This window comes from Pseudoxanthomonas spadix, assembly GCF_003703395.1.
GTDB classification, from domain to species: Bacteria; Pseudomonadota; Gammaproteobacteria; order Xanthomonadales; family Xanthomonadaceae; genus Pseudoxanthomonas_A; species Pseudoxanthomonas_A spadix.
In genome coordinates, this window is the sequence record NZ_RDQN01000003.1 from 356,317 (window position 1) to 379,436 (window position 23,120).

Consider the following 23,120-nt stretch of genomic DNA (forward strand, 5'->3'; position numbering starts at 1 on the left):
GCGAGGATCATGGCCGCCTATATTTTTGACTTACGGAGACGCACATGATCACCGAAACCCCCAATCCCGCCACCGGCCAGGTCGAGCATCGCCAGGAGCTGATGGGTGCCAACACCGTCGAGGCCATCCTGCACGCGGCGCAGACCGCGTTTCCCGAATGGGCCCAGCGTTCGCTCGAGCAGCGCGCGGGCGTGCTGCATCGCGTGGGCGAGGTGTTGCGCGAGCGGCGCGAGGCGATCGCGCAACTGATGACCGCCGAGATGGGCAAGCTCAAGGGCGAAGCGCTGGCCGAAGTGGACAAGTGCGCCGGCGCCTGCGATTACTACGCCGACCATGCCGCGGGGTATCTGCAGCCCGAGCCAATCAAGACCGAGGCGCGCGCCAGCTATGTGCGCTACGAGCCGATTGGCTGCGTGTTTGCGGTGATGCCGTGGAACTTCCCGATCTGGCAGGTGTTCCGGTTCCTGGCCCCGACCCTGATGGTCGGCAACACCGCACTGCTCAAGCACGCCACCAATGTGCCGCGCTGCGCTGATGCGATCGCCGATGCGCTGCGCGCCGCTGGCGTGCCCGAAGGCGTGTTCGGCGTGCTGCACATCGACAACGACCAGGCGGCCGAAGTCATTCGCGACCCGCGCATCGCTGCGGTCACGCTGACCGGCTCCGAGCGCGCCGGCAAGTCGATCGCCGCCACCGCCGGCAGCGTGCTGAAGAAGTGCGTGATGGAACTGGGTGGCAGCGATGCCTTCGTGGTGCTGGACGATGCCGACCTGGACAAGACCGTGGCCGCGGCGGTGAAGGGCCGGTTCGACAACGCCGGCCAGACCTGTATCGCGGCCAAGCGCTTCATCGTGGTCGATGCCATCGCCGATGCCTTCGTGCAGCGCTTCGTCGAAGCGGCCGGCAAGCTGCAGACCGGCGACCCCAACGATGCGGCCACCACGCTGGCGCCGATGGCGCGCCAGGACCTGCGCGATGCGCTGCACCGCCAGGTCGCCAGCAGCGTGGCCGACGGCGCCAGGGTGCTGCTGGGCGGCAAGCCCGGCCCGGGCCATGCCGACTATCCGGCGACCATCCTGGATGGCGTGCGGCCCGGCATGGCCGCCTACACAGAAGAACTGTTCGGCCCGGTCGCCAGCATCGTGCGGGTCAAGGACCAGGCCGAAGCCGTGCGCGTGGCCAACGACACCAGCTTCGGTCTGGGCGGCAGCGTCTGGACAAGCGACGTCGAACGCGGCGAACGCGTGGCCCAGCAGCTGCAGTGCGGCTCGGCCTTCGTCAACGCGCTGGTCAAGAGCGATGTGCGGTTGCCGTTCGGCGGGACCAAGCGCTCGGGCCATGGCCGCGAGCTCGCCCGCCACGGCATCCACGAGTTCACCAACATCAAGACGGTTTACGTGGCCTGACCGCATCTGCCCGGGCGTGCGAAACGCAACGCCCTGGGGACATCCGATGAAGGGATGGGCAGTTGCGCGGCTACCTTCCAGCTGCCGGCCTGCATCTGTTGCGAAATCACGATGCGAGGATCGTCGTGCGCATCCAGCAATGCGGCAAGCAGGGCGCGGCCGTAGGCGATCAGCACCGCGCGCTTGTCCAGGGTGGCGGTGCGTTCGTCCAGCGCCTTGTAGAGTCGGCGAAGCGCTTCATGGAGACGCCTCGTAGCAGAAACAGCAGACGTCGTTCCCGCGAAGGCGGGAACCCAGAGGCCTTCCTCGCAAATCCGTCATCGTGCGCAGTGCCACTGGATCCCCGCCTTCGCGGGGATGACGGCAAAAATGCAACAACCGAGAGCGAGGCACCTTCACTCCTCGCCACCGTCATCGGTGCGAAAGGTTTTGGCGGCGATCCCGGCTTCGTTCATCGCGCGGATGATCGCCTCGGTGTTGTCGTGGGCGCCGACCTGGCCGTCGGCCAGACCACAGGGAGGGTCAACGCCCGTCAGCAGCTTGCGGCACAATCGCAGGCCGGGAGGAGGACCCATGGACACACCCAGCACGCGCTCGTTCGCCACGCACGTGGTGGACAACCAGCCGCCGGAGTTTGCACCACGCGATCTGCATGCCGATGACGCGGTGTTGCGTGAGGGCCTGGCGCGCGCAGGCGCCGCGGCCTTCGATGCGGCGCTGGCCGGCTATGGCGCGCTGGCCGGCAGCACGCTGTACGCGCTGGGCTTCGAGGCCAATGGCGACAAGCCGCGGCTGAAGACCCACGACCGCTTCGGCCATCGCATCGACCTGGTCGAATTCCACCCCGCCTATCACCAGCTGATGCAGGCGGCCAAGGAACACGGCGTGGCCGGGCTGTCCTGGCACGCCCCGCAGCCCGGGGCCCACGTCGCCCGCGCCGCGCTCAGTTACCTGCATCACCAGGCCGAGGCCGGCACCAGCTGTCCGCTGACCATGACCCATGCCGCCGTGCCCGTGTTGCGCCGCGAGCCTGCCCTGCAGGCGTGGGCCGACAAGGCCGCCGCGCCGCACTACGACCCGCGCGATGTGCCCATCGCCGACAAGGCCGGCATCACCGTCGGCATGGGCATGACCGAGAAGCAGGGCGGCTCGGACGTGCGCGGCAACACCACCTGCGCCACCGCGACCTCGGTCGAGGGGGAATACACGCTGGTCGGGCACAAGTGGTTCTTCTCCGCGCCGATGTCCGATGGCTGGCTGGTGCTGGCCCAGGCGCCGGGTGGCCTGACCTGCTTCCTGCTGCCGCGGCGGCTGCCCGATGGTCAGAAGAACGCCTTCCAGCTGATGCGCCTGAAGGACAAGCTCGGCGACTGGGCCAACGCCTCCGGCGAAGTCGAGTTCACCGGCGCCTGGGCACGCAGGGTCGGCGCCGAAGGCCGTGGCGTGGCGACCATCCTGCAGATGGTCATGCTGACCCGCCTGGATTGCATGCTGGCGGCCACCGCCGAGATGCGCATGGCCCTGGCCCAGGCCGTGCATCACACGCGCCATCGCAGCACCTTCGGCAAGGCCCTGGTCGAACACGCGCTGATGCGCAACGTGCTGGCTGACCTGTCGCTGGAATGGGAAGCGGCCCTGGCCCTGTGCCTGCGCGTGGCCGCCGCGGTGGATCGCGCGCCCACCGCGCCGGCCGAGGCGGCCTTGGCCCGGGTGGCCACCGCGATCGGCAAATACTGGATCTGCCGGCGCGCCCCGGCCTTCGTCAACGAGGCACAGGAGTGCCTGGGCGGGGCGGGCTACGTGGAGGAATCGATCCTGCCACGGCTGTTCCGCCAGTCACCGCTCAACGGCATCTGGGAAGGCAGCGGCAACATCCAGTGCCTGGACGTGCTGCGCGCGCTGGCCAAAGAGCCCGAATGCGGGCAGGTGCTGCTGGCCGAACTGGCCGCCGCGCGCGGCCTGGACCACGCCTACGACCGCCAGTTCGAGGTTGTCGCCGCGCAGCTGGCCGCAGGCCACACCGTCGAGGCCGGCGCCCGCCTGCTGGTGGAACATCTTGCCCTGCTGCTGCAGGCCAGCGTGCTGCTGCGCGCCGGCAGCCCGGCCGCCGAGCTGTTCTGTCGCTCGCGCCTGGGTGGACAGCACGGACTGGCACTGGGCACGCTGCCGGCCGGTGCCGATTTCAGGATGTTGATCGGGCGGGCGTTGCCGGCGTGAGGTGCATCATGGGCTTGCTGAAGTAAATGTGTGCCATGACCACGATAAACGAGCCTCAGATGAAGGACCTCACCCCACTTCGAGACCGACTCGATCACGTGGCTCGATTCCTGCTAATGTTGGTGCTCACTCTCAGTGTGGCATGCGGCGGGATGCCTGCAAGTGCAGCTGGGCGGGAAGTTAGGCGGCTCGATCAGCTTGGCATGCGCGGAAACGTAGGCGAGGCACCAATCGCGATGATCGCGACCCTGGACGAGCAGCACACGTTGGTGGATATCCATTACTCGTATGCGTCACGGGGGGAAAAAATTCCACTCACCGCGGCCGTCGATGGCTCAGTGCTGACCCTGACTGAGCCTGGCGGCGGAAAGTTCGACCTGCACTTCGTGTCGCATGGAACCGCCAGACAGGATGGACCATTGGGCTTCTACACGGCGACGGGGCTCGAAGGGCGCTGGAAGCACGCGACGCGCGAATTGCCGGTCAGGATCCAGTTCGTCCAGACGCGCGATGTGCTGGAGGACTGCATTTTCTATCCTGATCCGGTCTTTGAGACGCAGCAGCCGCATTTCCCGGCCCCGGGTTGCGAACACACACCGGACAAGGCGGCACTGGATGCCTGCATTGCCAGTCCGTTTGTCTCGGATCAAGCCACCATTGAATGCGCCAAAGCGACCCTTCGTCCCTGCCGGTTCGACCAGTTCAACCAGAACTTCTGTACCAGCAACCTGTCGAGCTATCTGGATCAGGTGATCGAGTCACGCCTGCGTCAGCCGGCGACTTCATCGATGACCGAAGAGCGCTATCCCGCGTGGAGCAAGGCGGCCAGGACAAGCTGCGAGCACAGCTCAGAGTTTGGAAGCGATGGCAGCGGCCATGGCGCTGATGTCGTGATGTGCATCGCTTACGAACAGCTGCGCCTGCTGCAGCGACATCTTGAACCGGCTTCGCAACCGATCCGTCGTACTGCCCGGCATTGAAGCGCGCTTCGGTGGCCCGCGTCAGCTGCCGTGCGCCATCGCCCGCGAGCCGGTCAGGATCATCCGCAGCATGGTCGACAGCTGCTCCACCAGCTCCGGGTCGCGTTCGGGCGGCAGGTCCATGGCGGTGGCACCGGCGGCGAAGACCAGGCGGGTGATTGCCTTGGAGACCAGCGCCGGCGCGTGCAGGGTCGCGCCGTCGGCGGCGGCCAGGCGGATCAGGTCCACCTTCAGCTCGTCCTCGAAATAGCTCAGCTCGCGCTCGACCGCGGCCTTGAACGCATCGGAGCCGACCATGCCTTCGCACAGCAGCACGTGCAGCAGCTCACCGTGGGTTTTCCGGCATATTGGGTGAAGTGAGCGGGTCCTGCCTCAGGAAGGGTGGGGCGTCGCGGGTTAATCCGATGACGCATCATCAGGTGCACTCACCTGATAGCCCTTGGCGCTCAGTTGGGCCAGCTGTCCATCAGCGCCCACCAGGTCAGCGATCGGTAGCACCGCCAGGGTGACCTGGTTTCGGTCCAGCGCTGACTGGGCAGCCGCCAGCCACTTCGCACGCGCCTGCGCGGCCAACTCCGGCCGCTCCTGGAACCCCATCAGTCGATCGTATTCGGCCTTGCAGGCAGGCTGTCTTTCGACGTTGCCTGGCGCGCCCAGTACAGCAGGATCGCCGGTGGCCCAGGCGTTTGCCGTCTGCTTCATCGCCTCCAAGTCTGACTCCAGCGTATCGAGAGTTTCGGTAAAGCAGCTCACCTCGTCCGCGCGCGCGTTGGACAGCGCCTGGATACCGGCCTTGTACTTGTCCCGGTCGATCACGAGGGGAAAGTTGACGTCGGTTTCAGTGATCGCCACGCCCTTGGCCTTTGCAAGCGCTGATACGCGATCCCAGACCAGCGCTGAGCCCGTCATCCCCGAGGCAGAAATCGCACTGGAATAAAGTTCCTGGGAGGCAAAGATCGGCCGGACGCGCTCCACAGCGGTGTCATTGGGCAAGTATTTCGCCTTCAGCGCGCGCCACTGGCTGAAAACCGGGGCGGGTAGCAAATCCTGGAGCGTTTGCCTATCCGGGATACGGGTGGCCTTCATGGCTGAGCGGGCCAGCGAGGCGATCTTGAACGCTGCGCCGATGCCGACCTTGTTCTGTGCGCGTCCGGGGGCGATGACTTCCTGCGCCTGTGCAAGGACTGACTCGACTTGCGCCGCGTTCCAGTCCATGCCGCTGGGCAGTGGGCTGATGGTGCCAAGGATGTAGAGGGTGTGTTGTCCCCTGGTCACTCGCCATAGGCCTGGCCCGGGGAGCGAACCGGTCACGACCACGGTGCCCATGGTGCTCGGTTCGGCCTGCGCAGCGGGAGGCTGGGGCGCTTCGGTCTGCGGCGTCTGCTGTGCCGATGCCGGCAGCATCGCAGCAAGACTGCCACCGGCGAGAATCACTGCAAAAACTGCTGTGGTGTGGCGCATGAGTTCGCTCTGTTTAGTGATCCAATGAACTGCATGAAGTCAATTGCATGCGTGATCTACGCGGCGCGCTGTTCAAAGCGCCATTGCCGGCCAGAAACCTTCTGGCGATGCCTCACTTGGAGAGCTCAGGCGCTGGAGGCCATCGCCCGCGAGCCGGTCAGGATCATCCGCAGCATGGTCGAGAGCTGCTCCACCAGCTCCGGGTCGCGTTCGGGCGGCAGGTCCATGGCGGTGGCACCGGCGGCGAAGACCAGGCGGGTGATCGCCTTGGAGACCAGCGCCGGCTCGTGCAGGGTCGCGCCGTCGGCGGCGGCCAGGCGGATCAGGTCCACCTTCAGCTCGTCCTCGAAATAGCTCAGCTCGCGCTCGACCGCGGCCTTGAACGCATCCGAGCCGACCATGCCTTCGCGCAGCAGCACGTGCAGCAGCTTGTCGTCGGCGCGCAGCTGTTCCATGAAGGTTTCCACCGAGGTGCGGATCACGCTGCGCTCGGCGCGCAGCGCGCGCCGGCGGGCCTGGCCGATGATCTGGCGCAGCGAGCTGCCGGCCAGGTCGATCAGGGCCACGGCCAGTTCGTCCATGTCGCGGAACTGGCGGTAAAAGGAATTGGGCGCGATCCCGGCCTCGCGGGCCACCTCGCGCAGGCTCAGCGAGGACAGGCTGCGATGCGGGCCGACCAGGCGCAGGGCCGCCGCCAGCAGGTCCTGGCGCGAAATGCCGGCCCGGCGGACGGGAGCGGCGTCTTCTGCGGTGCTGTCGATGGCAGATTCCGGAACGGACATGGCGGGCAATCCTTTTCCCGGGGCAGCCGGGTCAATGGATCATAGTCGCATCATGAATGCACAAGTGTATAGACAGATGTTCTGACATCTGTATAGTGGCCTCCATGACTGCCGTCCTGCCCCGCCGTACCTCTGCCCCGTTTTCCCGCGTTCTGCGTGTCGCCAGTGCGCTGGTCGAACCGGCGGTATTCGATTTCTGGGCCACCCGGGTCAATCCCCTGTGGACCTGGGAGCGCCCGCTGGCGCGCCTGCGCGAGCGCCGCCAAGCTTCGGCCGATGCGATGACCCTGGTGCTGCAGACCAACCGGCACTTCGCCGGTGTGCGTCCGGGCCAGCACGTCAACCTTGGGGTGGAGGTCGATGGCGCCCGCCTGAGCCGCAGCTACAGCCCCAGCGCGGTGGCTGGCGACCGGATCGAGATCACCGTGCGCGAAGTGGCCGGCGGCCGTGTCAGCCGCCATCTGTGCCGCGATGCGCGGGTGGGCGAGGTGTTCGACCTGGGCGCGGCCTTCGGTGAGATGACCCTGCCGCCGGCGGTGCAGGGCCGCTGGCTGTTCCTGGCCGCCGGCAGCGGCATCACCCCGCTGATGGCGATGCTGCGTCAGCTCGACGCCGCGGGCATGGCGGTGCAGATGGACCTGGTGTACTGGGCCCGCACCCGCGCCCAGGTCTGCTTCGCCGATGAATTGCAGGCGCTGGCCGCCCGGCACGCCGGTTTCAGGCTGCACCTGGCGCTGACCGGGCAGGACGATGGCCGGGGCGGCTTCGCGCCGCGGATCGGCCAGACCGACCTGGCCACGCTGGTGCCGCAGCTGGCGCAGTGCCAGGTCTATGCCTGCGGCCCGCACGGCTTTGTCGAAGCCGCCCGCCAGGCGCTGCAGGCCCGCGTGGCCCGCTTCGAGGCCGAAGCCTTCACCCCGCCCCAGGCCCAGCCCGGCGAAGCCGGCACGGTCCAGGTCACGCTGTCACGCAGCGGGCGCACCCTGACCGTGCCGCGAGACCGCCCGCTGCTGCAGGCGCTGGAAGAGCAGGGCCTGCGCCCGGCCTCCGGCTGCCGCATGGGCATCTGCAACACCTGCGCCTGCGGCAAGCGCGAAGGCATCACCCGCGATACCCAGACCAATGCACGTTCGGCCGAGCCGGACGCCACCGTGCGCATCTGCATCAACGCCGCCGCCTCCGACCTCACCCTGGATCTGTAATGGCCCACAAGAACCGCCCGCTTTCCCAGGACGAACTGCAGCACTTCGGCGCCGAGCTGGACGCGTTGCGCGCACGCACGCTGGCCCAGCTCGGCGCGCCCGACGCGCGCTACATCCGCCGTGCGGTTTCGGCCGTGCGCTGGACCGGCGCGCTGGGCCGGATCCTGTTGTTCGTCGGTGCATTCGTGCCGATGCTGCTGTGGCCGGCCTGCATCGCCGGCACCCTGCTGCTGGCGCTGTCCAAGATCCTGGAGAACATGACCGTCGGCCACAACGTGATCCACGGCCAGTACGACTGGATGGGCGACCGGCAGCTGCACAGCCGCAGCTACGAATGGGACATCGTGGCCACCAGCGAAAACTGGCGCAGGACCCATAATTTCCGCCACCACACCTACACCAACGTGCGCGGGCTGGATGACGACATCGGCTACGGCCTGCTGCGGATCTTCCCCGAGCAGAAGTGGAGGCCGTTCTACCTGCTGCAGCCGCCGATCGCGGTGGTCTTCTGCCTGCTGTTCGAGTGGGGCGTGGCGATCCAGGACCTGCGCCTGGGCCGGTTCTTCGCCGGCAAGATGAGCTTCAGGCAGCTGCGCGCGCAGCTCAGCCCGCTGGGCCGCAAGATCGGCCGCCAGATGCTCAAGGACTACGTGATCTTCCCCGCGCTGGCCGGCCCGTTCTTCCTGCCGGTGCTGCTGGGCAACATCACTGCCAACGTGCTGCGCAGCATCTGGACCTACGTGGTGATCTTCTGCGGCCACTTCACCGCCGAAGCGGAGACCTTCCCCAAGGACGTGGTGCGCAACGAGAGCCGTGGTCACTGGTACCTGCGCCAGCTGCGCGGTTCCTCCAACATCAGCGGCGGGCGCGTGATCGACGTGCTGACCGGCGACCTGAGCCATCAGATCGAGCATCATTTTTTCCCGGACATTCCGGCCAACCGCTATGCCGACATGGCCGTGGAAGTGCGCGAGATCTGCAAGCGCTACGGCCAGCATTACAACACCGGCTCGCTGTTCAGGCAGTTCGGTCAGGTGGCATGGCGCATCGTGCGGCATGCGTTCCCCAGCAAGCCGCGTCGCCAGGCGGCGTTGACCCGCAAGCCGGCGGCCGCGCTGGAGATGGGCGCAAACCAGGCCGCCCAGCAGGCTGGCTGAACGATCCGCCTGGCGGCAACGCGCCTGCGGTGCATGAACAGCCGAAAACGGCGGGTCAAGACCCGCCCTACCGATGCCGGCCCCGTCAGGCGGCCTTGGCCGGATACCGCGAAACGCCGCCCTGCACGCGCAAGCGGCGATTTTTTTCACCGGCGATGCAGCCGTGCCGGCGTACCGTCAAGGCATTCCTTCGCAAGCAGGACATCGCCATGAAAGCCTCCGTCATTTCCCTGTCCGCGGCACTGCCGCTTCTGGCCGTGTTTGCCGCCGGCGCGCAGCAGCTCAGGCAGCCAACCATCGCCCCGGCACAAAGTGGCGCCCGCACGCTGCCGCAGCCGGCCAGCCCGCAGAGCCGCTCGGTCGCCAGCGACCCCGGCCAGCGCAGCCAGGCGCCACTGATCAGTCCGAAGGGCCCGGCCACCGATGCCAATCGTCCGGTCCAGCCGAGCACCGCAGCACCGGCCACGCCGGCAGCGTCAGCGCGCGTGGTCGATCCGCAAGGCAGGCCGATCAGCGGTGCGGTGCCGATGGGGACCAACCAGGTCATGGACCCCAAGACCGGAAAGGTCTACACCACCATGCCCCACGGTGATGGCCAGCGGATCATCCAGCCGACGCCCAAGCCCTGAGCGGATGCACCTTGCCCGCGCTGCAGGCACCGGTGTCGACGCGTTACGTGCTGGACCTCTGCACGCCGGATGTGGCGGCATGAAGACCCTGCTGATTTGCGCCTTCTCCGCACTGCTGCTCCTGCCAACGGCCAGCGGCGCGCAACAGCTGGGTCAGCCCCACCCGACTGCCTCGGTGCGCCAGGACCTCTCCGAGCGCGCCGACGCGACGCCCAAGGTCGCTTCCGACACCGGCATCACCCCTGTCCGCGTGGAACAGCCGCTCTCCATCCAGCCCGACCCGCCGACCCGGCCGGTCCGGGTGCTCGATGCGCGCGGCCGGGAAATCCCGGGCGCGGTGCAGCTGGGCCCCTATCGCGTGCTCGATCCCAGGGACGGCAGGATCCATATGACGATGCCGGTCGGCGACGGCCAGCGGATCATCGACTTGCCCAAAAAGAGCGACCCTCCCGGATAGGCGAGAGCCCGGCCATCGGCCGGGTTTGTTCTTGCGCCCAATACACCGGCCCCTGGATCAGTCCAGTTTGGTCTGCAGGCCGCGTTTTTCCAGCAGCGGTTCGATCTGCGGCGCGTGGCCGGCAAAATCCTGGAACAGCTTCATCGCGTCCTGGCTGCCGCCCTGCGAGAGCAGCAGCTTGCGGAAGCGATCGCCGTTGGCCCGGCTCAGGCCGCCGTGCTGCTCGAACCACTGCTGGGTGTTGGCATCCAGGACCTCGGACCAGATGTAGGCGTAATAGCCGGCCGAATAGCCGCCCATGATGTGGCTGAAGTACGGGGTGCGATAACGCGGCGGGACCGGCGGATAGGCGATGCCGTCGGCGGCCAGGGCCCGGGCTTCGAACGCCATCACGCCTGCCGCATCGGGGATCTGGTCGACGCTGATCTGGTGCCAGCGCTGGTCCAGCATCGCCGCGCCCAGATATTCGGTGGTGGCAAAGCCCTGGTTGAACTTGGCCGCGGCCAGGACCTTGTCCAGCAGCTCCTGCGGCATGGCCTCACCGCTCTGGTGGTGCCTGGCGTAGTGCTTGAGCACCGACGGATAGTCGGCCCACATCTCGTTGACCTGCGAGGGGAACTCGACGAAATCGCGTGGCACGCTGGTCCCGGAGAAATACGGGTACTGCACGTTGGAGAACATCCCGTGCAGCGCATGGCCGAACTCGTGGAACGCGGTGGTGACCTCATCCCAGGTCAGCAGGGTCGGCTGGCCGGCCGGTGGCTTGGGGATGTTGAGGTGGTTGGCCACCACCGGCTTGTCGCCGGTCAGGCCGGACTGGGAGACATAGGCATTCATCCAGGCACCGCCGCGCTTGGAGGCGCGCGCGTACGGATCGAAGATGAAGATCGCCAGCTGCGAGCCATCGGCATCGAACACGTCGTAGACGTAGGTATCCGGGTGGTACTTGGGCAGGTCCGTGCGCTCCTTGAAGGTCAGCCCGTATTCCTGGCCGGCGGCGTAGAAGACGCCGTTTTCCAGCACGTTCTTCATTTCGAAGTACGGCTTGAGCTGGGACTGGTCAAAGTTGTACTTGGCCTGGCGCACCTTCTCGCTGTAGAAGGCCCAGTCCCAGGCGGCCAGCGTGAAGCTCGGCTTGCCGGCCGCCTTCTGCTCGGCATCGATCATCGCCTGCAGGTCGGCCGCCTCGCGTTTGGCGTTGGCCACCGCCGCCGGCGCCAGCTTGCCCAGCATGTCGTTGACCGCCTGCGGGGTCTTGGCGGTCTGGTCTTCCAGCGAATAGGCCGCGTAGGTGGGATAGCCCAGCATCTTCGCCTTCTGCGCGCGCAGGGTCATGATCCGCGACACCAGGGCGGTGTTGTCGTAGGCATTGCCGCGGCTGCCGCGATTGATCGAGGCCTTGAAGATCTTCTCGCGCAGGTCGCGGTTGCTGAGGTTGGTCAGCGGCGGCTGTCCGGTGGTATTGAGCAGGGTGATGACGTATTTGCCGGGCAGGTTGCGCGAGTTGGCTTCGTCGGCTGCGGTGGAGATCTGCGACTGGCTCAGGCCGGCCAGTTGTGTGACGTCATCGACCACCACGGCCGAGTCGTTGACCTCCTTGAGCACGTTCTGGCTGAACTGCGTGGCCAGCGCGGCCAGCTCGGCATTGATCTGCTTGAGCTTGGTCTTGTCCGCATCGGAAAGTTTGGCACCGTCGCGGACGAAATCGGTGTGGTACTTCTCGATCAGGCGCACGCCCTGCGGGTCCAGGCCCAGCTCGGTGCGCGTGTCGTACAGCGCCTGGATGCGCGCAAACAGCTTGCCGTTGAGCGAGATCGCATCGCGATGGGCGGCAAACCTGGCCGAGTAGTCGCTGCGCAGTTTCTCGCGCACCGGGTTGGTATCGGTGCCGACCAGGTTGAAGAACACCGTGCTCGCCCGCTCCAGCAGCTGGCCGCTCTTTTCCATCGCCACGATGGTGTTGTCGAAGGTCGGCTTGGCCGGGTTGTCGGCGATGGCTTGGATTTCCTCAAGCTGCGCAGCCATGCCGGCATCGAAGGCCGGCGCGAAATCGGCATCGGTGATCCTGTCGAACTGCGGGTAGTGCAGCGGCAGCGGGCTTTGCGCAAAAAATGGATTGGCCGGCTGGCTGGCTGCGCTGGCAGGCGTCTGGGCATGGGCGGACATGGGCATTCCAAGGGCAAGGGCGAGCGCCAGGGCGAGGCGGGTGGTCATGCGTTGCAGCTTCCGGTTGCGAAGGATGACCGTGAAGGCTACCGCAGTCGCGCATTTGCAGCACGCACGGGCGCGCGATGCATGACGCGGCTGTCATCTGCCAGCTGCCCGCTCGCACCGGGTCCAGGCCCAGGACCCAGGCGGCACGCTGCTGGCAGGGCACTCCTGCAGCGCCTATGATCGCGGCGGGACTGGTCGGGGAATCGATGCATGCGGGGCGTCTTCGCGTTTTCTGCGATTGATATCAACGGGCACGAGCAGCCATTGTCCGACTGGGCCGGTTCGGTCCTGTTGATCGTCAACGTCGCCTCGCGCTGCAGCTTCACCCCGCAGTACGGCGGGCTGGAAGTGCTGTGGCAGCAGTACCGCGATCGCGGACTGGTGGTGCTGGGATTTCCGTGTGACCAGTTCGGCCACCAGGAGCCCGGTGACCAGGACCAGATCCGCGCGTTCTGCAGCCTCAACTACGCGGTCAGCTTCCCGATGTTCGCCAAGGTGGAGGTCAACGGCGAGCGCGCACATCCGCTGTGGCAGCGACTCAAGCGCGAGCGGCCCGGCCTGCTGGGCACGCAGCGGATCAAGTGGAACTTCACCAAGTTCCTGGTCGGCCGCAACGGCCAGGTGCTCAGGCGTTACGGACCGCGGCGCGCGCCGGCCTCGCTGGCGGCTGACATCGGGCGCGCGCTGGGTTGAAGCCGGCCGCAGTGCGCACGGCATTGGTGCCTGCGAGCCGGGCCGGTGGCGCCGGCACGGGCGCTTTCACTTCTCCACGAAGGCCCGTTCGAACACGTAGTGCCCGGGGCTGCCAATGCGCGGCGAGGCCTGGAAGCCGCGGCTGTCCAGCAGCGCACGCAGGTCGGCCAGCATCTGCGGGCTGCCGCAGATCATGAAGCGATCGCGCGCCGGATCGATCGGTTCCAGCCCCAGGCTGCGCGCCATCTGGCCGCTGTCCAGCAGCTCGGTCAGGCGCCCGTGGTTGCGGAACGGCTCGCGCGTGACCGCCGGGTAGTACAGCAGCTTGTCGCGCAGCATCGGGCCCAGGAACTCGTGCCGGGGCAGCACCTTCTCGAACTCGTCGCGGTAGGCCAGGTCCTTTTCGAAGCGCACGCCGTGGGCCACGATGACCTTGTCGAAGCGCTCGTAGGTCTGCGGATCCTTGGACACGCTCAGCCACGGCGCCAGGCCGGTGCCGGTGCCCAGCAGGTACAGGTTCTTGCCCGGCTGCAGGTCGGAGATCAGCAGGGTGCCGGTGGGCTTCTTGCCGACCAGCACGCTGTCGCCGGGCTGGAGATGCTGCAGGCGCGAGGTCAACGGACCGCCCGGCACCTTGATGCTGAAGAACTCCAGCTGCTCTTCCCAGTTGGCACTGGCGATGGAATAGGCACGCAGCAGCGGCCGCGGCTGCGCGTCCAGGCCGATCATCACGAACTGGCCATTCTCGAAGCGGAAGCCGTCGTTGCGGGTGGTGGTGAAGCTGAAGTAGTCGTCGGTCCAGTGGTGGACCTCAAGCACCGTCTCGGTGCCGTAAGCGGAAGACATGGGCGAATCGTCGTCACGGAGGGGATCATGCAAGACGCAGTGTAAGTGGCGCCATGGAACCGGTGCTCACCTCTTGCGAGGTGGCGCGCACTTGGCTGCAAGCGTGGTCGGGCGCGGGCGCGCCCTGGAACAGACACCTCGAGGCGAGCGCGGCACGCGCGCCCCCCCCAAAGTTGGTGGCGCCTAGCCGTTGCCGCCGCCGCGCGGACCGCGGCTGCCGCCGCGTGGGCCGCCAGGCTTGCCACCGGGACCGCGATTGGCGCCCGGACGTGGGCCGGCGCCGCCGGGACGCGGGCCGCCAGGCGGACGGTTGCCGCCGCCGGGCCGGCCCTGGCGCTGGCCGTACGGGTTGTAGGCGCCGGGCGTGGCATGGTCGGACGGGAAGCTCGGGGCGTTGCCCGGATGTCCATACGGCCTGGCCTTGCGCTGCTGGCCCTGGCCGGCGCCCTGGCCGACGCCCTGACCGCGCGCGCCCTCGCCGAAACCGCCGTAGGGACCGCTGCCACCGAGGCCTGCGCCGGGACCGCCGCGACGCGGGCCGCCGGGCTTGCCGCCATAGGGCTTCTTCGGGCCGCCGGGACCGGCGTTGCGGTGGCCGGTCGGGCCGGTGTCCACGCCCTCGGGCACGTACCAGCTGCGGAACGCGGCCGGGTTGCCATCGGGCAGGGGCTTGGGACCCTTGGCCGCGCGCGTCTTGAAGGGCTTCTGCGACTGGTTGGCCGCCGCTTCACCGGTGACCGTCAGGCCGCCCTTGAAGCTGGGCTTGCCGCGGCCGCCGCGGCCACGGTCCTCGCGCACGTGGTCGAAGCGACGCAGCTCACGCGCCTCGTCGGCCGCGGTGGTGTGGCCGTTGACGTAGGCATTGCCGGCGCCGCGGGCGTTGACCACGGTCCTGGACGCCCTGCGCTGGCCGATGACCGGCTGCAGGGTCAATGCGGCCGGCGCGCCATCCTCGAGCTTGAGTGACTTGCGCAGCGCCTGGACCTGGCCATCGGACAGTTCCTGCGACTGGCCGCGCAGCAGCGGCTGCGGCAGTTCGATGGCCCCGTAGCGGGTGCGCTTGAGCCGACTGACCTGGCAGCCCTGCGACTCCCACAGGCGGCGCACTTCGCGATTGCGGCCTTCCTTGAGGGCGACCCGGTACCAGTCGTGCGAATCGGTCCCGCCGATGCGCTCGATCTCGTCGAACTTGGCCGGGCCGTCTTCCAGCTCCACGCCATTGCGCAGGCGCTCGACCAGCGCGTCGGACACCGTGTCCTGGCCTTCCGGGGCGCGCACGCGCACCACGTACTCGCGGCTGACCTCGTGGGACGGATGCATCATCGCGTTGGCCAGCTCGCCGTCGGTGGTGAGCAGCAGCAGGCCGGTGGTGTTGATGTCCAGGCGGCCGATGGCGATCCAGCGTGCGCCCTTGATGGCCGGCAGCGACTCGAACACGGTCGGGCGGCCTTCGGGATCCTCGCGGGTGGTCACCTCGCCTTCGGGCTTGTTGTAGATCAACACCCGCGCCGGCTCGGTCAGTGCGCTGGCGACGAAGGTGCGGCCATCCAGCTCGACCCGGTCGCCGCTGCCGATGGACATGCCGGTCTGTGCGACCTCGCCGTTGACCTTGATCAGGCCGTCGGCGATGCGCTGCTCCAGCGCACGGCGCGAGCCGAGTCCGGCCTGGGCCAGCACCTTGTGCAGGCGCTCCTGCAGGCGGACTTCGGGGATTGCGGCGGCGTCGCGCTTCAGCGACAGCTTGCTGCGGGGGGTGTCACTCATGGTTTCTGCTCCGACGAGACCGGTGCGGCGTCGTCTTCTTGGGGTTGTCGGGAAGTGGAGGGGTCGTGCGCGTGGCGGCCGTCATCGGCGGTGGGCGCGGCGTCTTCGACGGCGTCGGCCGGGGCCGGGACGTCATCGGGGTGTGGGCCTGCGTCGTCGAGCGCGGCCTGCTGCAGGTCCTGGGCCGGCCACTCGGACCCAGCTTCGGGATCGGCGCCCGCTGCATCCTGCGGTGCTGCCCCCACCGCGGCGTCGCGCGCATCAGCCCGGTCGGCCTGTGCGGTCCCTGCGCCGTGCTCGGGCGGCTGGCCCTGGGCATCGGCCCTGGCCGCGATCGGCGCCCTGGCGAACGGCAGCTGCGGGTCCAGCTCGCCGATCTCCTTGAGCTCGGACAGTGGTGGCAATTCGTCCAGGCGCTTGAGGCCGAAGTAGTCCAGGAACGTGCGGGTGGTGCCGAACAGGGCCGGCCGACCGGGCACGTCGCGGTGGCCGACCACACGGATCCATTCGCGCTCTTCCAGGGCCTGGATGATGTTGCTGCTGACCGCCACCCCGCGGACCTGTTCGATCTCGCCGCGGGTGATGGGCTGGCGGTAGGCGATCAGGGCCAGGGTCTCCAGGGTGGCGCGGGTGTAGCGGGTCTTGCGTTCGGTCCACATGCGCGAGACCCAGCCATGGACCTCGGCCTTGACCTGGTAGCGCCAGCCGCTGGCCACCTCGACCAGCTCCACCCCGCGGCCGGCGCAGGCGGCCGACAGCTGCTCCAGCGCGGCCCTGACGCTGGCCTCGGCGTCGGGATGGTCCTCGGGCAGCAGGCTGGCCAGCTGCGGCACGGCCATCGGCTGGGCCGAGGCCAGCAGTGCCGCTTCGATGATGCGGCCGACCAGCGCCGGCTCCAGCTGGGCTGGCATGGCGGTGTCGGTCCGGGGTTGGTGGTCGAAGGCGTCGTCTTGCATGCAGTGTCGTTTCAGGCCGGGCATCGGCCCAGGCGTGACAGGTCAGTCGTGGCGGCCGGGTTCAGGCGTCATTGGCCGCATCGGAATCATCGAACGTGCTGGAGAACTGCAGCGGCTCGTTGGTGTTGCCAAGCGCCAGGGACTTGACGTAGATCGGCGCCAGCGCGGCTTCCTGGACGATGTCCAGCAGCTGTTCCTTGGCCAGTTCCAGCACCGCCAGGAAGGTCACCAGCACGCCCAGGCGTCCTTCCTCGACGGTGAACATCGTCTCGAACCGGTGGAACCTGCCGTCCTCCAGGCGCGAGAGCACCTCGCCCATGCGCTGGCGCACGCTCAGGGCCTCGCGCTTGATCGCGTGGCCGGTGAACAGCTCGGCGCGCCTGAGCACTTCGTGCAACGCCAGCAGCATTTCCTTCAGTTCGACATCCGGCAGGACCTTGATCGCCGCCCGATCCGGTACGTGGGCACGGGCCGGCGCGGTGTCGCGGTCCTGGCGGGGCAGGGCGTCGATGTCCTCGGCGGCCTGCTTGAAGCGCTCGTACTCCTGCAGGCGGCGCACCAGCTCGGCGCGTGGATCGCCTTCCTCGGCTTCCACCGCTGGCGGCCGCGGCAGCAGCATGCGCGACTTGATCTCGGCCAGGATCGCGGCCATGACCAGGTATTCGGCTGCCAGTTCGAAGCGCAGCTCCTGCATGACGTTGATGTAATCCACGTACTGGCGGGTGATCTCCAGTACCGGGATGTCCAGGATGTCCAGGTTCTGCCTGCGGATCAGGTACAGCAGCAGGTCCAGCGGGCCCTCGAACGCATCCAGGATCACTTCCAGCGCATCCGGCGGGATGTACAGGTCCTGCGGGATCTGCAGCACCGGCTGGCCATGCACCAGCGCCAGCGGCATCTGGTGCTGCTGCCGATTGTGCGTGGTCTCGGTGGAAGCGGTCGCGCCGGGCGCGGGTTGCGATGTCATCAGGGGCCGTGTCGCGTCAACACTACGGTTGGGGCCGTCCACCGCGTGCTGGCGCCGGTGGAGCATGCAATTGCGAAAAACACGCGGGCCTGGCGGGCTGCGCGCGGGTGACTGCAGCGATGAAACCTTGCGTGGCCAAGGCGCTTGGCACGTAAGCCCAATGCGGCGCACGCCCACGGGGGATGGCGGCGGGGAACGTTGGGAGAAGGTGATCTGGCTGCGAAACGCGCGTGGCAGCGGTAAAAGGGTCGTCCACGGACCCCACTGGGATCTGGACGAGCGCCGCTGCAGGTCGTGCCGTGCCGAATTGTGCCAAAGAGTACGGGCTGGCAAGGCCCGTGTCCAGCGGACAGGGCCAGTACAATGCGCCGGTGTTCAAGCTGCGGACCTGATATTGCCATGTGGTATGCCATCGAAGGCCATGACGTGGCCGACTCCCAGCCCCTGCGCCAGCAGGCGCGTGCGGCCCACCTGGCCCGGCTGCAGGCCCTGCAGGACGCTGGCCGACTGCTTGTGGCCGGGCCGTGCCCGCGGATCGATTCGCCCGACCCGGGACCGGCCGGCTTCAGCGGCAGCATCGTGATCGCCGAGTTCGAATCGCTCCAGGCCGCGCGCGCCTGGGCCGAGGCCGATCCCTACGCGCTGGCCGGTGTCTACGCGCGGGTGGAGGTGCGCCCGTTCCTGAAGGTGCTGCCGTGAGTCAACCGCGCCTGGCCCGGATCCGCGCCGCGCTGGAGTCGGGGCTGCAGCCCTGTGCGCTGGAACTTGAGGATGAAAGCCACCGCCATGCGGGCCACGCCGGCGCGCGCGATGGGCGCGGTCACTTCCGGGTGCGGGTGGTCAGCGAGGCCTTCGCCGGCAAGCTGCCGCTGGCCCGGCACCGGATCGTGTATGCCGCGCTGGGCGAGCTGATGCAGACCGATATCCATGCCCTGAGTATCCAGGCCCTGACTCCGGCCGAGTCCGAACAGGCCGGTTGAGCGGCCCACCCGGGCCAGCTGCGCCGACTCGGGCGTGGAACCGCGGCCGGTTTTCGCAAGGCCTTGATCACACGCCTGTAACCTCCTGCGAACGTCGGGTTTACGCGACTGCGTGGAAGCGTTTACAGTGCGCGCCGACCAACGACAGTCATGACCGCGGAGGGCGGACGTGCGGCGAAGCGGCACCATCACCATCAGGGACGTGGCACGTGAGGCTTCGGTCTCGGTGGCTACCGTGTCGCGCGCGTTGAACGGCCAGGCCAATGTTGCCGCCGGGGTCCGCAAGCTGGTGCTGGAAACTGCCCAGCGCCTGCGTTACCAGCCCCATGCCGCTGCCCGCAGCCTGAGCAGCCGCACCACCCAGACCATTGGCGTGGTCCTGCCGGACCTGTACGGCGAATTCTTTTCCGAACTGATCCGCGGCATCGACGGGGTTGCGCGCGCGCGCGGCAAGCACCTGCTGGTGTCCAGTTACCACGGTGCCCAGGAGGCACAGGGCGCGGCGCTGCGGGCGATGCGCGGGCGCGTGGATGGATTGGTGGTGCTGTCGCCGTACGCCGACCAACCCGGATTTTTGACCGACAACCTGCCGGCAGGCCTGCCGGTGGTGATGATCAACACGCGCGTGCCCGACGGCGCTTATCCGGTGCTCAACATCGACAACCACGGCGGGGCGGTGACGATGATGCGGCACCTGGTCGCGGCCGGACACCGGCGCATCGCCTTCATCGCCGGGCCACAAGGCAACTTCGATGCGGCCGAGCGCCTGCGCGGCTACCGCGACGCGCTGGCCGAGCTGCTGCCCGGCAGCCAGGCCTGGGTGGTGCCGGGCAACTTCGACGAGGCCTCCGGCATGGAGGCCGGCACCGCGCTGCTGGCGGCGGCGCAGCGGCCCGATGCTGTGTTCGCCGCCAACGACATGATGGCCCTGGGGTGCCTGTTCGCCTTCAACCAGGCCGGCGTGCAGGTGCCCGGCGACATTGCCCTGGCGGGTTTTGACGACGTGCCGGTGGCGCGCTTCGTCCACCCCACGCTCACCACCATGCGGATCAGTATTGCCGAGCTGGGCGCCAATGCCCTGCAGCGCCTGCTGCAGGACATCGACGCCAAGGACCAGCTGATGCCCGCGCCGGAACCGCTGATCCCGGAACTGGTCGTACGCCATTCGGCGCCGGCAGTGAAGCAATGAACGCCCGTGCCTGACCGGCGCGGTTTTCCCCCCTTGCAGCACGCCTGCTGCACTGACGATCCCCCGAGTCATTGATTGGGCAAGCCCTGGGAGGGGCCAACGCATGAAGCACTGCACGCACATTTCCGCCCGGCCTGCGCGCCGCCTGCTGAGCTGCGCCCTGGCCAGCTGGCTGTTGATCGGCGCCGCGCCGCTGGCCCATGCCCAGTCGACCTCGGCCACCCTGCGCGGCCAGGTCAGCGGTGCCGGCCAGGGCGCCACGGTGACGGCAACCAACACGGCCACCGGTCTGTCCCGCACCGCGCGCGTTGGCGCAGACGGCAGCTACATCGTCGGCGGATTGCCGCCCGGGCCCTACAGGGTCGAGGTCGTTGCCGATGGCCAGGCCAGCAGCCAGGCCTTGACCCTGCAGGTGGGCCAGACCGCGACGCTCAACGTGGACGCCGCGCCATCGGCGGCGGTTACCCCGGACCGCGGGGCGACCGACCTGAGCACGGTCAAGGTCACTGCGCCGCCGGTCATTGCAGAAACCAGGACGTCCGAGGTGGCGAGCTACGTCAGCCAGCAGCAGATCCAGTCGCTGCCGCAGAGCTCGCGCAACTTCCTGGCCTTTGCCGATATCGTGCCGGGCATGATCTTCGAACAGTCCGCCGATGGCTCGGCCAGGCTGCGTAGCGGTGCCCAGAACGGCAATGGCATCAACGTCTTCATCGATGGGGTCGGGCAGAAGAACTACGTGCTTCAGGGCGGCGTCAGTGGCCAGGACTCTTCCAGCGGCAACCCGTTCCCGCAGCTGGCAATTGGCGAATACAAGGTCATCACGTCCAATTACAAGGCCGAATACGACCAGATTTCCGGGGCAGCGGTGACCGCCCTGACCAAGTCGGGGACCAACGCGTTCAAGGGCCAGTTCTTCTGGGACTACACCACCGAAAAGTGGCGCGATCGCACCTACGCCGAGGAGCAGCCCGGCGGGGTCAAGGTGCCTTCCAGTGAGGAGCAGTTCGGCGCGTCCTTCGGCGGTCCGATCATCCAGGACCGCCTGTTCTTCTTTGCAACCTACGAGGCCAAGCGCATCGACCGGCCCCGCACGGTGCGTGTGGGGGATACCGCGTTCGATCCGGCCGACCTGACGCCCGAGCTGGCCAACTACCTCGGCCCGGTGACGGTGCCGTTCGAGCAGGACAGCTACTTCGGCAAGCTGACCTTGCAGGCCAACGAGAACAACCTGATCGAGCTGTCGGCCAAGATTCGTGATGAGACAGAGCTGACCAACGTGGGGGATGGTCCCAACGTTCCTTCCTACGGCAGCGACAAGTCCAACGACTCCCAGCGCTTCGACCTGCGTTGGCAGTTCAGCAACGAGAACTGGCTCAACGACCTGCACCTGACCCACGAGGATGACGCGTGGAGTCCTCGCCCGATCAGTTTTGGTCCCGGCTATCAGATCCGCAACAACCTGGTCAATACCGAGGACGGCAACGCCATCCTCAACGTCGGTGGCGGCGCGGACTACCAGGACAAGGCGCAGAAGGGCGACGGTCTTCAGAACGACCTCACGTTCTACGGGCTGCAGGGACATACCATCAAGGTGGGCGTCAAGTACAAGGACGTTGAAGTCAGTTCCCTGCAGCGCAATCCGGCCAGTCCGCAGTATTCGGTGGATTACTACGAGAACCTGGACGCCGGCAACACCACCCTGGACAGCTTCATTCCGTATCGCGTGCGTTTCCAGTCGGTGCTGCCAGGGGCTGAAGAAGGCGCGGTGAAATCCAAGAACAAGCAGTTCGGCCTCTATGTGCAGGATGACTGGCAGGTCAACGACAGGCTGGAGCTGAATCTCGGGGTGCGCTATGACTATGAAAAGACGCCGGCCTACGAGGACTTCGTGACGCCGCAAGGCCTGGTCACGGCCCTGCAAGGCTGGAGCAATATCCAGAACACCGACTACAACATCAACGACTACATTTCCACCGGTTCAAACCGCGAGGCCGACAAGGACAACTGGGCGCCGCGCCTTGGCTTTTCCTATGACCTGGCCGGCGACCAGCGTCACGTGATCTTTGGTGGCGCAGGTCGCTCATACGATCGCAACCTGTTCGACTACCTGGCGCTGGAGCAGATTTCCACCAGCTTTGCGCCCTATACCTATAACTTCGACAGCGCCAATCATCCCTGCGACGTCGGCACGACAACCTGCCTTGCATGGGACACGAGCTATTTCGATCCAGCCAATCTCGATGCGCTGGCGGCGGCCAACCCGAACCTGGGTTCGGAAGTCCAGTTGCTCAACAACGACCTCAAGACCCCGTACTCGGACCAGTTCAGCGTGGGCATGCGCAACATCGTCGAGCTGGCCGGCGCGCAGTGGAACACCTCGGCCGCCATCGCACACGTGCGCAGTTACGATGGCTTGCTGTTCACGCTGGGCAACCGCAATCCGGATGGCTCCTTCCACGGCTGCGACAACGGCGCGCAGTGGAGCTGCGCACCATTCGATCAGCCGATCCCCGGCTACGGCAATCTGCTTCTGGTGGACAACGCCATCGACACCAAGCTCAACCAGCTGCTGCTGTCGGCGGACAAGGCCTATACCGAGCAATCACCCTGGGGCGTGACCATCGCCTACACCTTCAGCGATGCCAAGGAAAACAGGCTCAGCACGGCCGCTACAAACGAGCATTACCTCTTTGATTTGCCCAGTCTGGACGGACAGTCATTCCTGCGTTCGGCGGGCGTCCCGCGCCAACGCCTGGTGATGACCGCAATGGCCGGGGTTTGGGGTTTCACGCTCTCCAGCAAGCTGACCCTGGCCACGCCCGAACCGATTGCGGCGGTCGATTGCCGCGCCGGGGATGGCAACTGCAAGTTCGCCTCGTATACCCCCGATCACACGATCGGATACAAGCAGTTGGACATGGCCCTGGAAAAGGTGTTCGACACCGGCACCAGCGTGAAGATGCGAGTCCGTGGCGACGTGTTCAACGTCTTCAACTGGAACAACTTCACCCAGTACAACACCGACTACGCCAGCGCGCTGCTCGGTACCCGCAGTGGTCCCGATACCCGCTGGCCGCCGCGCATGTTCAAGCTGTCCTTCGGCCTGGACTGGTAACCTTCAGGCACCGCTGCCGGGCCGGTCCCGGCAGCGGTTGCAGTCCGCGCCGCTTCGGCTGTCCAGGTGCGGACGTGCATCTGCCTTTGTAAACGTTTACATGGA

Annotated in this window: 20 protein-coding genes and 2 pseudogenes; 12 read left to right on the forward strand and 10 right to left on the reverse strand. The window is 67.3% G+C overall.

Annotated features, from left to right (window positions below; genetic code table 11):
• The first annotated feature begins 44 nt into the window (after positions 1-44).
• Complete coding sequence (locus D9R12_RS06830; RefSeq protein ID WP_122229252.1) at positions 45-1,406, forward strand: NAD-dependent succinate-semialdehyde dehydrogenase; 1,362 nt, start codon at positions 45-47, stop codon at positions 1,404-1,406.
• On the opposite strand, the gene D9R12_RS15565 is transcribed toward D9R12_RS06830, so the two are convergent.
• Both D9R12_RS15565 and D9R12_RS15570 read right to left on the reverse strand, forming a co-directional pair.
• Positions 1,394-1,582 carry a hypothetical protein gene (locus D9R12_RS15565; protein ID WP_147475056.1) on the reverse strand — a complete coding sequence of 63 codons (189 nt, stop codon included), beginning with the start codon at positions 1,580-1,582 and terminating at the stop codon, positions 1,394-1,396. The genes D9R12_RS06830 and D9R12_RS15565 overlap by 13 nt on opposite strands.
• Before the next feature lie 219 nt (positions 1,583-1,801).
• A complete protein-coding gene (locus tag D9R12_RS15570; protein WP_147475057.1) occupies positions 1,802-1,981 on the reverse strand; it encodes a hypothetical protein in 180 nt (59 codons plus the stop codon).
• Between D9R12_RS15570 and D9R12_RS06835 the strand changes: the two genes are divergently transcribed.
• Entirely contained in the window at positions 1,980-3,623 is a 1,644-nt protein-coding gene (locus D9R12_RS06835) for an acyl-CoA dehydrogenase family protein (RefSeq protein WP_122229254.1), read from the forward strand. The two genes, D9R12_RS15570 and D9R12_RS06835, sit on opposite strands and share 2 nt — an antisense overlap.
• Positions 3,624-3,859: 236 nt before the next feature.
• Positions 3,860-4,603: a hypothetical protein gene (locus D9R12_RS06840; protein ID WP_122229256.1), complete on the forward strand. Its 744-nt coding sequence runs from the start codon at positions 3,860-3,862 to the stop codon at positions 4,601-4,603.
• Between the two features lie 21 nt (positions 4,604-4,624).
• Here D9R12_RS06840 and D9R12_RS06845 read toward each other — a convergent pair.
• From D9R12_RS06845 to fabR, 3 genes and pseudogenes are all read right to left on the reverse strand, one after another.
• A pseudogene (locus D9R12_RS06845) lies at positions 4,625-4,930 on the reverse strand (TetR family transcriptional regulator); the annotation flags it as partial.
• Positions 4,931-4,999: 69 nt separating this feature from the next.
• The gene (locus D9R12_RS06850; protein WP_122229258.1) at positions 5,000-6,064 is read right to left on the reverse strand and encodes a TraB/GumN family protein; all 1,065 of its coding nucleotides are present in this window, start codon (positions 6,062-6,064) and stop codon (positions 5,000-5,002) included.
• A 125-nt stretch (positions 6,065-6,189) separates the two neighbouring features.
• The gene (gene fabR, locus D9R12_RS06855) at positions 6,190-6,846 is read right to left on the reverse strand and encodes an HTH-type transcriptional repressor FabR (protein WP_244671790.1); all 657 of its coding nucleotides are present in this window, start codon (positions 6,844-6,846) and stop codon (positions 6,190-6,192) included.
• Positions 6,847-6,950: 104 nt separating this feature from the next.
• Between fabR and D9R12_RS06860 the strand changes: the two genes are divergently transcribed.
• The 4 genes from D9R12_RS06860 to D9R12_RS06875 all read left to right on the forward strand — a co-directional run bounded on the left by D9R12_RS06860 (position 6,951) and on the right by D9R12_RS06875 (position 10,291).
• Positions 6,951-8,048 (forward strand): ferredoxin reductase, encoded by a 1,098-nt coding sequence (locus tag D9R12_RS06860; RefSeq protein WP_122229446.1) that lies wholly within the window; start codon positions 6,951-6,953, stop codon positions 8,046-8,048.
• Entirely contained in the window at positions 8,048-9,205 is a 1,158-nt protein-coding gene (locus D9R12_RS06865) for a fatty acid desaturase family protein (protein WP_122229260.1), read from the forward strand. Before D9R12_RS06860 ends, D9R12_RS06865 begins: the two co-directional genes overlap by 1 nt.
• A 209-nt stretch (positions 9,206-9,414) precedes the next feature.
• A complete protein-coding gene (locus D9R12_RS06870) occupies positions 9,415-9,834 on the forward strand; it encodes a hypothetical protein (RefSeq protein ID WP_147475058.1) in 420 nt (139 codons plus the stop codon).
• 79 nt (positions 9,835-9,913) lie between these two features.
• Positions 9,914-10,291 carry a hypothetical protein gene (locus D9R12_RS06875; RefSeq protein WP_147475059.1) on the forward strand — a complete coding sequence of 126 codons (378 nt, stop codon included), beginning with the start codon at positions 9,914-9,916 and terminating at the stop codon, positions 10,289-10,291.
• 57 nt (positions 10,292-10,348) lie between these two features.
• Here the strand turns inward: D9R12_RS06875 and D9R12_RS06880 are convergent, their stop codons facing one another.
• Positions 10,349-12,505, reverse strand: coding sequence for a M3 family metallopeptidase (locus D9R12_RS06880; protein ID WP_170159177.1), 2,157 nt, complete (start codon positions 12,503-12,505; stop codon positions 10,349-10,351).
• Positions 12,506-12,715: 210 nt separating this feature from the next.
• On the opposite strand from D9R12_RS06880, the gene D9R12_RS06885 reads away from it, so the two are divergent.
• Positions 12,716-13,198 (forward strand): glutathione peroxidase, encoded by a 483-nt coding sequence (locus tag D9R12_RS06885; protein WP_122229264.1) that lies wholly within the window; start codon positions 12,716-12,718, stop codon positions 13,196-13,198.
• A gap of 66 nt (positions 13,199-13,264) precedes the next feature.
• On the opposite strand, the gene D9R12_RS06890 is transcribed toward D9R12_RS06885, so the two are convergent.
• The 4 genes and pseudogenes from D9R12_RS06890 to D9R12_RS06905 all read right to left on the reverse strand — a co-directional run bounded on the left by D9R12_RS06890 (position 13,265) and on the right by D9R12_RS06905 (position 17,731).
• The gene (locus tag D9R12_RS06890) at positions 13,265-14,044 is read right to left on the reverse strand and encodes a ferredoxin--NADP reductase (RefSeq protein ID WP_122229266.1); all 780 of its coding nucleotides are present in this window, start codon (positions 14,042-14,044) and stop codon (positions 13,265-13,267) included.
• 183 nt (positions 14,045-14,227) lie between these two features.
• The gene (locus D9R12_RS06895) at positions 14,228-15,808 is read right to left on the reverse strand and encodes a pseudouridine synthase (protein WP_122229268.1); all 1,581 of its coding nucleotides are present in this window, start codon (positions 15,806-15,808) and stop codon (positions 14,228-14,230) included.
• A pseudogene (scpB, locus tag D9R12_RS06900) lies at positions 15,808-16,707 on the reverse strand (SMC-Scp complex subunit ScpB); the annotation flags it as partial. The gene D9R12_RS06895 and the pseudogene scpB, both read right to left, overlap by 1 nt.
• A 118-nt stretch (positions 16,708-16,825) precedes the next feature.
• Positions 16,826-17,731 (reverse strand): segregation and condensation protein A, encoded by a 906-nt coding sequence (locus D9R12_RS06905; protein WP_122229272.1) that lies wholly within the window; start codon positions 17,729-17,731, stop codon positions 16,826-16,828.
• Positions 17,732-18,130: 399 nt separating this feature from the next.
• Between D9R12_RS06905 and D9R12_RS06910 the strand changes: the two genes are divergently transcribed.
• The 4 genes from D9R12_RS06910 (at position 18,131) to D9R12_RS06925 (ending at position 23,015) form a co-directional block, all read left to right on the forward strand.
• Complete coding sequence (locus D9R12_RS06910; RefSeq protein ID WP_122229274.1) at positions 18,131-18,430, forward strand: YciI family protein; 300 nt, start codon at positions 18,131-18,133, stop codon at positions 18,428-18,430.
• Complete coding sequence (locus D9R12_RS06915) at positions 18,427-18,711, forward strand: BolA family protein (protein ID WP_014160388.1); 285 nt, start codon at positions 18,427-18,429, stop codon at positions 18,709-18,711. The genes D9R12_RS06910 and D9R12_RS06915 overlap by 4 nt, the downstream gene beginning before the upstream one ends.
• A 169-nt stretch (positions 18,712-18,880) precedes the next feature.
• On the forward strand, positions 18,881-19,900 hold the full coding sequence (locus tag D9R12_RS06920; RefSeq protein ID WP_122229275.1) for a LacI family DNA-binding transcriptional regulator: 1,020 nt from the start codon (positions 18,881-18,883) through the stop codon (positions 19,898-19,900).
• Positions 19,901-20,003: 103 nt separating this feature from the next.
• Positions 20,004-23,015: a TonB-dependent receptor gene (locus D9R12_RS06925; protein ID WP_122229277.1), complete on the forward strand. Its 3,012-nt coding sequence runs from the start codon at positions 20,004-20,006 to the stop codon at positions 23,013-23,015.
• Positions 23,016-23,120: the final 105 nt, after the last annotated feature.

Excerpts from the sequence above, each read along its gene's own strand:
- D9R12_RS06905 (WP_122229272.1), bottom strand. The coding sequence starts at position 17,731 with ATGACATCGCAACCCGCGCCCGGCGCGACCGCTTCCACCGAGACCACG.
- D9R12_RS06850 (WP_122229258.1), bottom strand. The coding sequence starts at position 6,064 with ATGCGCCACACCACAGCAGTTTTTGCAGTGATTCTCGCCGGTGGCAGT.
- D9R12_RS06885 (WP_122229264.1), top strand. The coding sequence starts at position 12,716 with ATGCGGGGCGTCTTCGCGTTTTCTGCGATTGATATCAACGGGCACGAG.
- D9R12_RS06860 (WP_122229446.1), top strand. The coding sequence starts at position 6,951 with ATGACTGCCGTCCTGCCCCGCCGTACCTCTGCCCCGTTTTCCCGCGTT.
- D9R12_RS06910 (WP_122229274.1), top strand. The coding sequence starts at position 18,131 with ATGTGGTATGCCATCGAAGGCCATGACGTGGCCGACTCCCAGCCCCTG.
- D9R12_RS06895 (WP_122229268.1), bottom strand. The coding sequence starts at position 15,808 with ATGAGTGACACCCCCCGCAGCAAGCTGTCGCTGAAGCGCGACGCCGCC.
- D9R12_RS06835 (WP_122229254.1), top strand. The coding sequence starts at position 1,980 with ATGGACACACCCAGCACGCGCTCGTTCGCCACGCACGTGGTGGACAAC.
- D9R12_RS06830 (WP_122229252.1), top strand. The coding sequence starts at position 45 with ATGATCACCGAAACCCCCAATCCCGCCACCGGCCAGGTCGAGCATCGC.
- D9R12_RS06925 (WP_122229277.1), top strand. The coding sequence starts at position 20,004 with ATGAAGCACTGCACGCACATTTCCGCCCGGCCTGCGCGCCGCCTGCTG.
- D9R12_RS06840 (WP_122229256.1), top strand. The coding sequence starts at position 3,860 with ATGATCGCGACCCTGGACGAGCAGCACACGTTGGTGGATATCCATTAC.
- D9R12_RS06870 (WP_147475058.1), top strand. The coding sequence starts at position 9,415 with ATGAAAGCCTCCGTCATTTCCCTGTCCGCGGCACTGCCGCTTCTGGCC.
- fabR (WP_244671790.1), bottom strand. The coding sequence starts at position 6,846 with ATGTCCGTTCCGGAATCTGCCATCGACAGCACCGCAGAAGACGCCGCT.
- D9R12_RS06890 (WP_122229266.1), bottom strand. The coding sequence starts at position 14,044 with ATGTCTTCCGCTTACGGCACCGAGACGGTGCTTGAGGTCCACCACTGG.
- D9R12_RS06865 (WP_122229260.1), top strand. The coding sequence starts at position 8,048 with ATGGCCCACAAGAACCGCCCGCTTTCCCAGGACGAACTGCAGCACTTC.
- D9R12_RS06880 (WP_170159177.1), bottom strand. The coding sequence starts at position 12,505 with ATGACCACCCGCCTCGCCCTGGCGCTCGCCCTTGCCCTTGGAATGCCC.
- D9R12_RS06875 (WP_147475059.1), top strand. The coding sequence starts at position 9,914 with ATGAAGACCCTGCTGATTTGCGCCTTCTCCGCACTGCTGCTCCTGCCA.
- D9R12_RS15570 (WP_147475057.1), bottom strand. The coding sequence starts at position 1,981 with ATGGGTCCTCCTCCCGGCCTGCGATTGTGCCGCAAGCTGCTGACGGGC.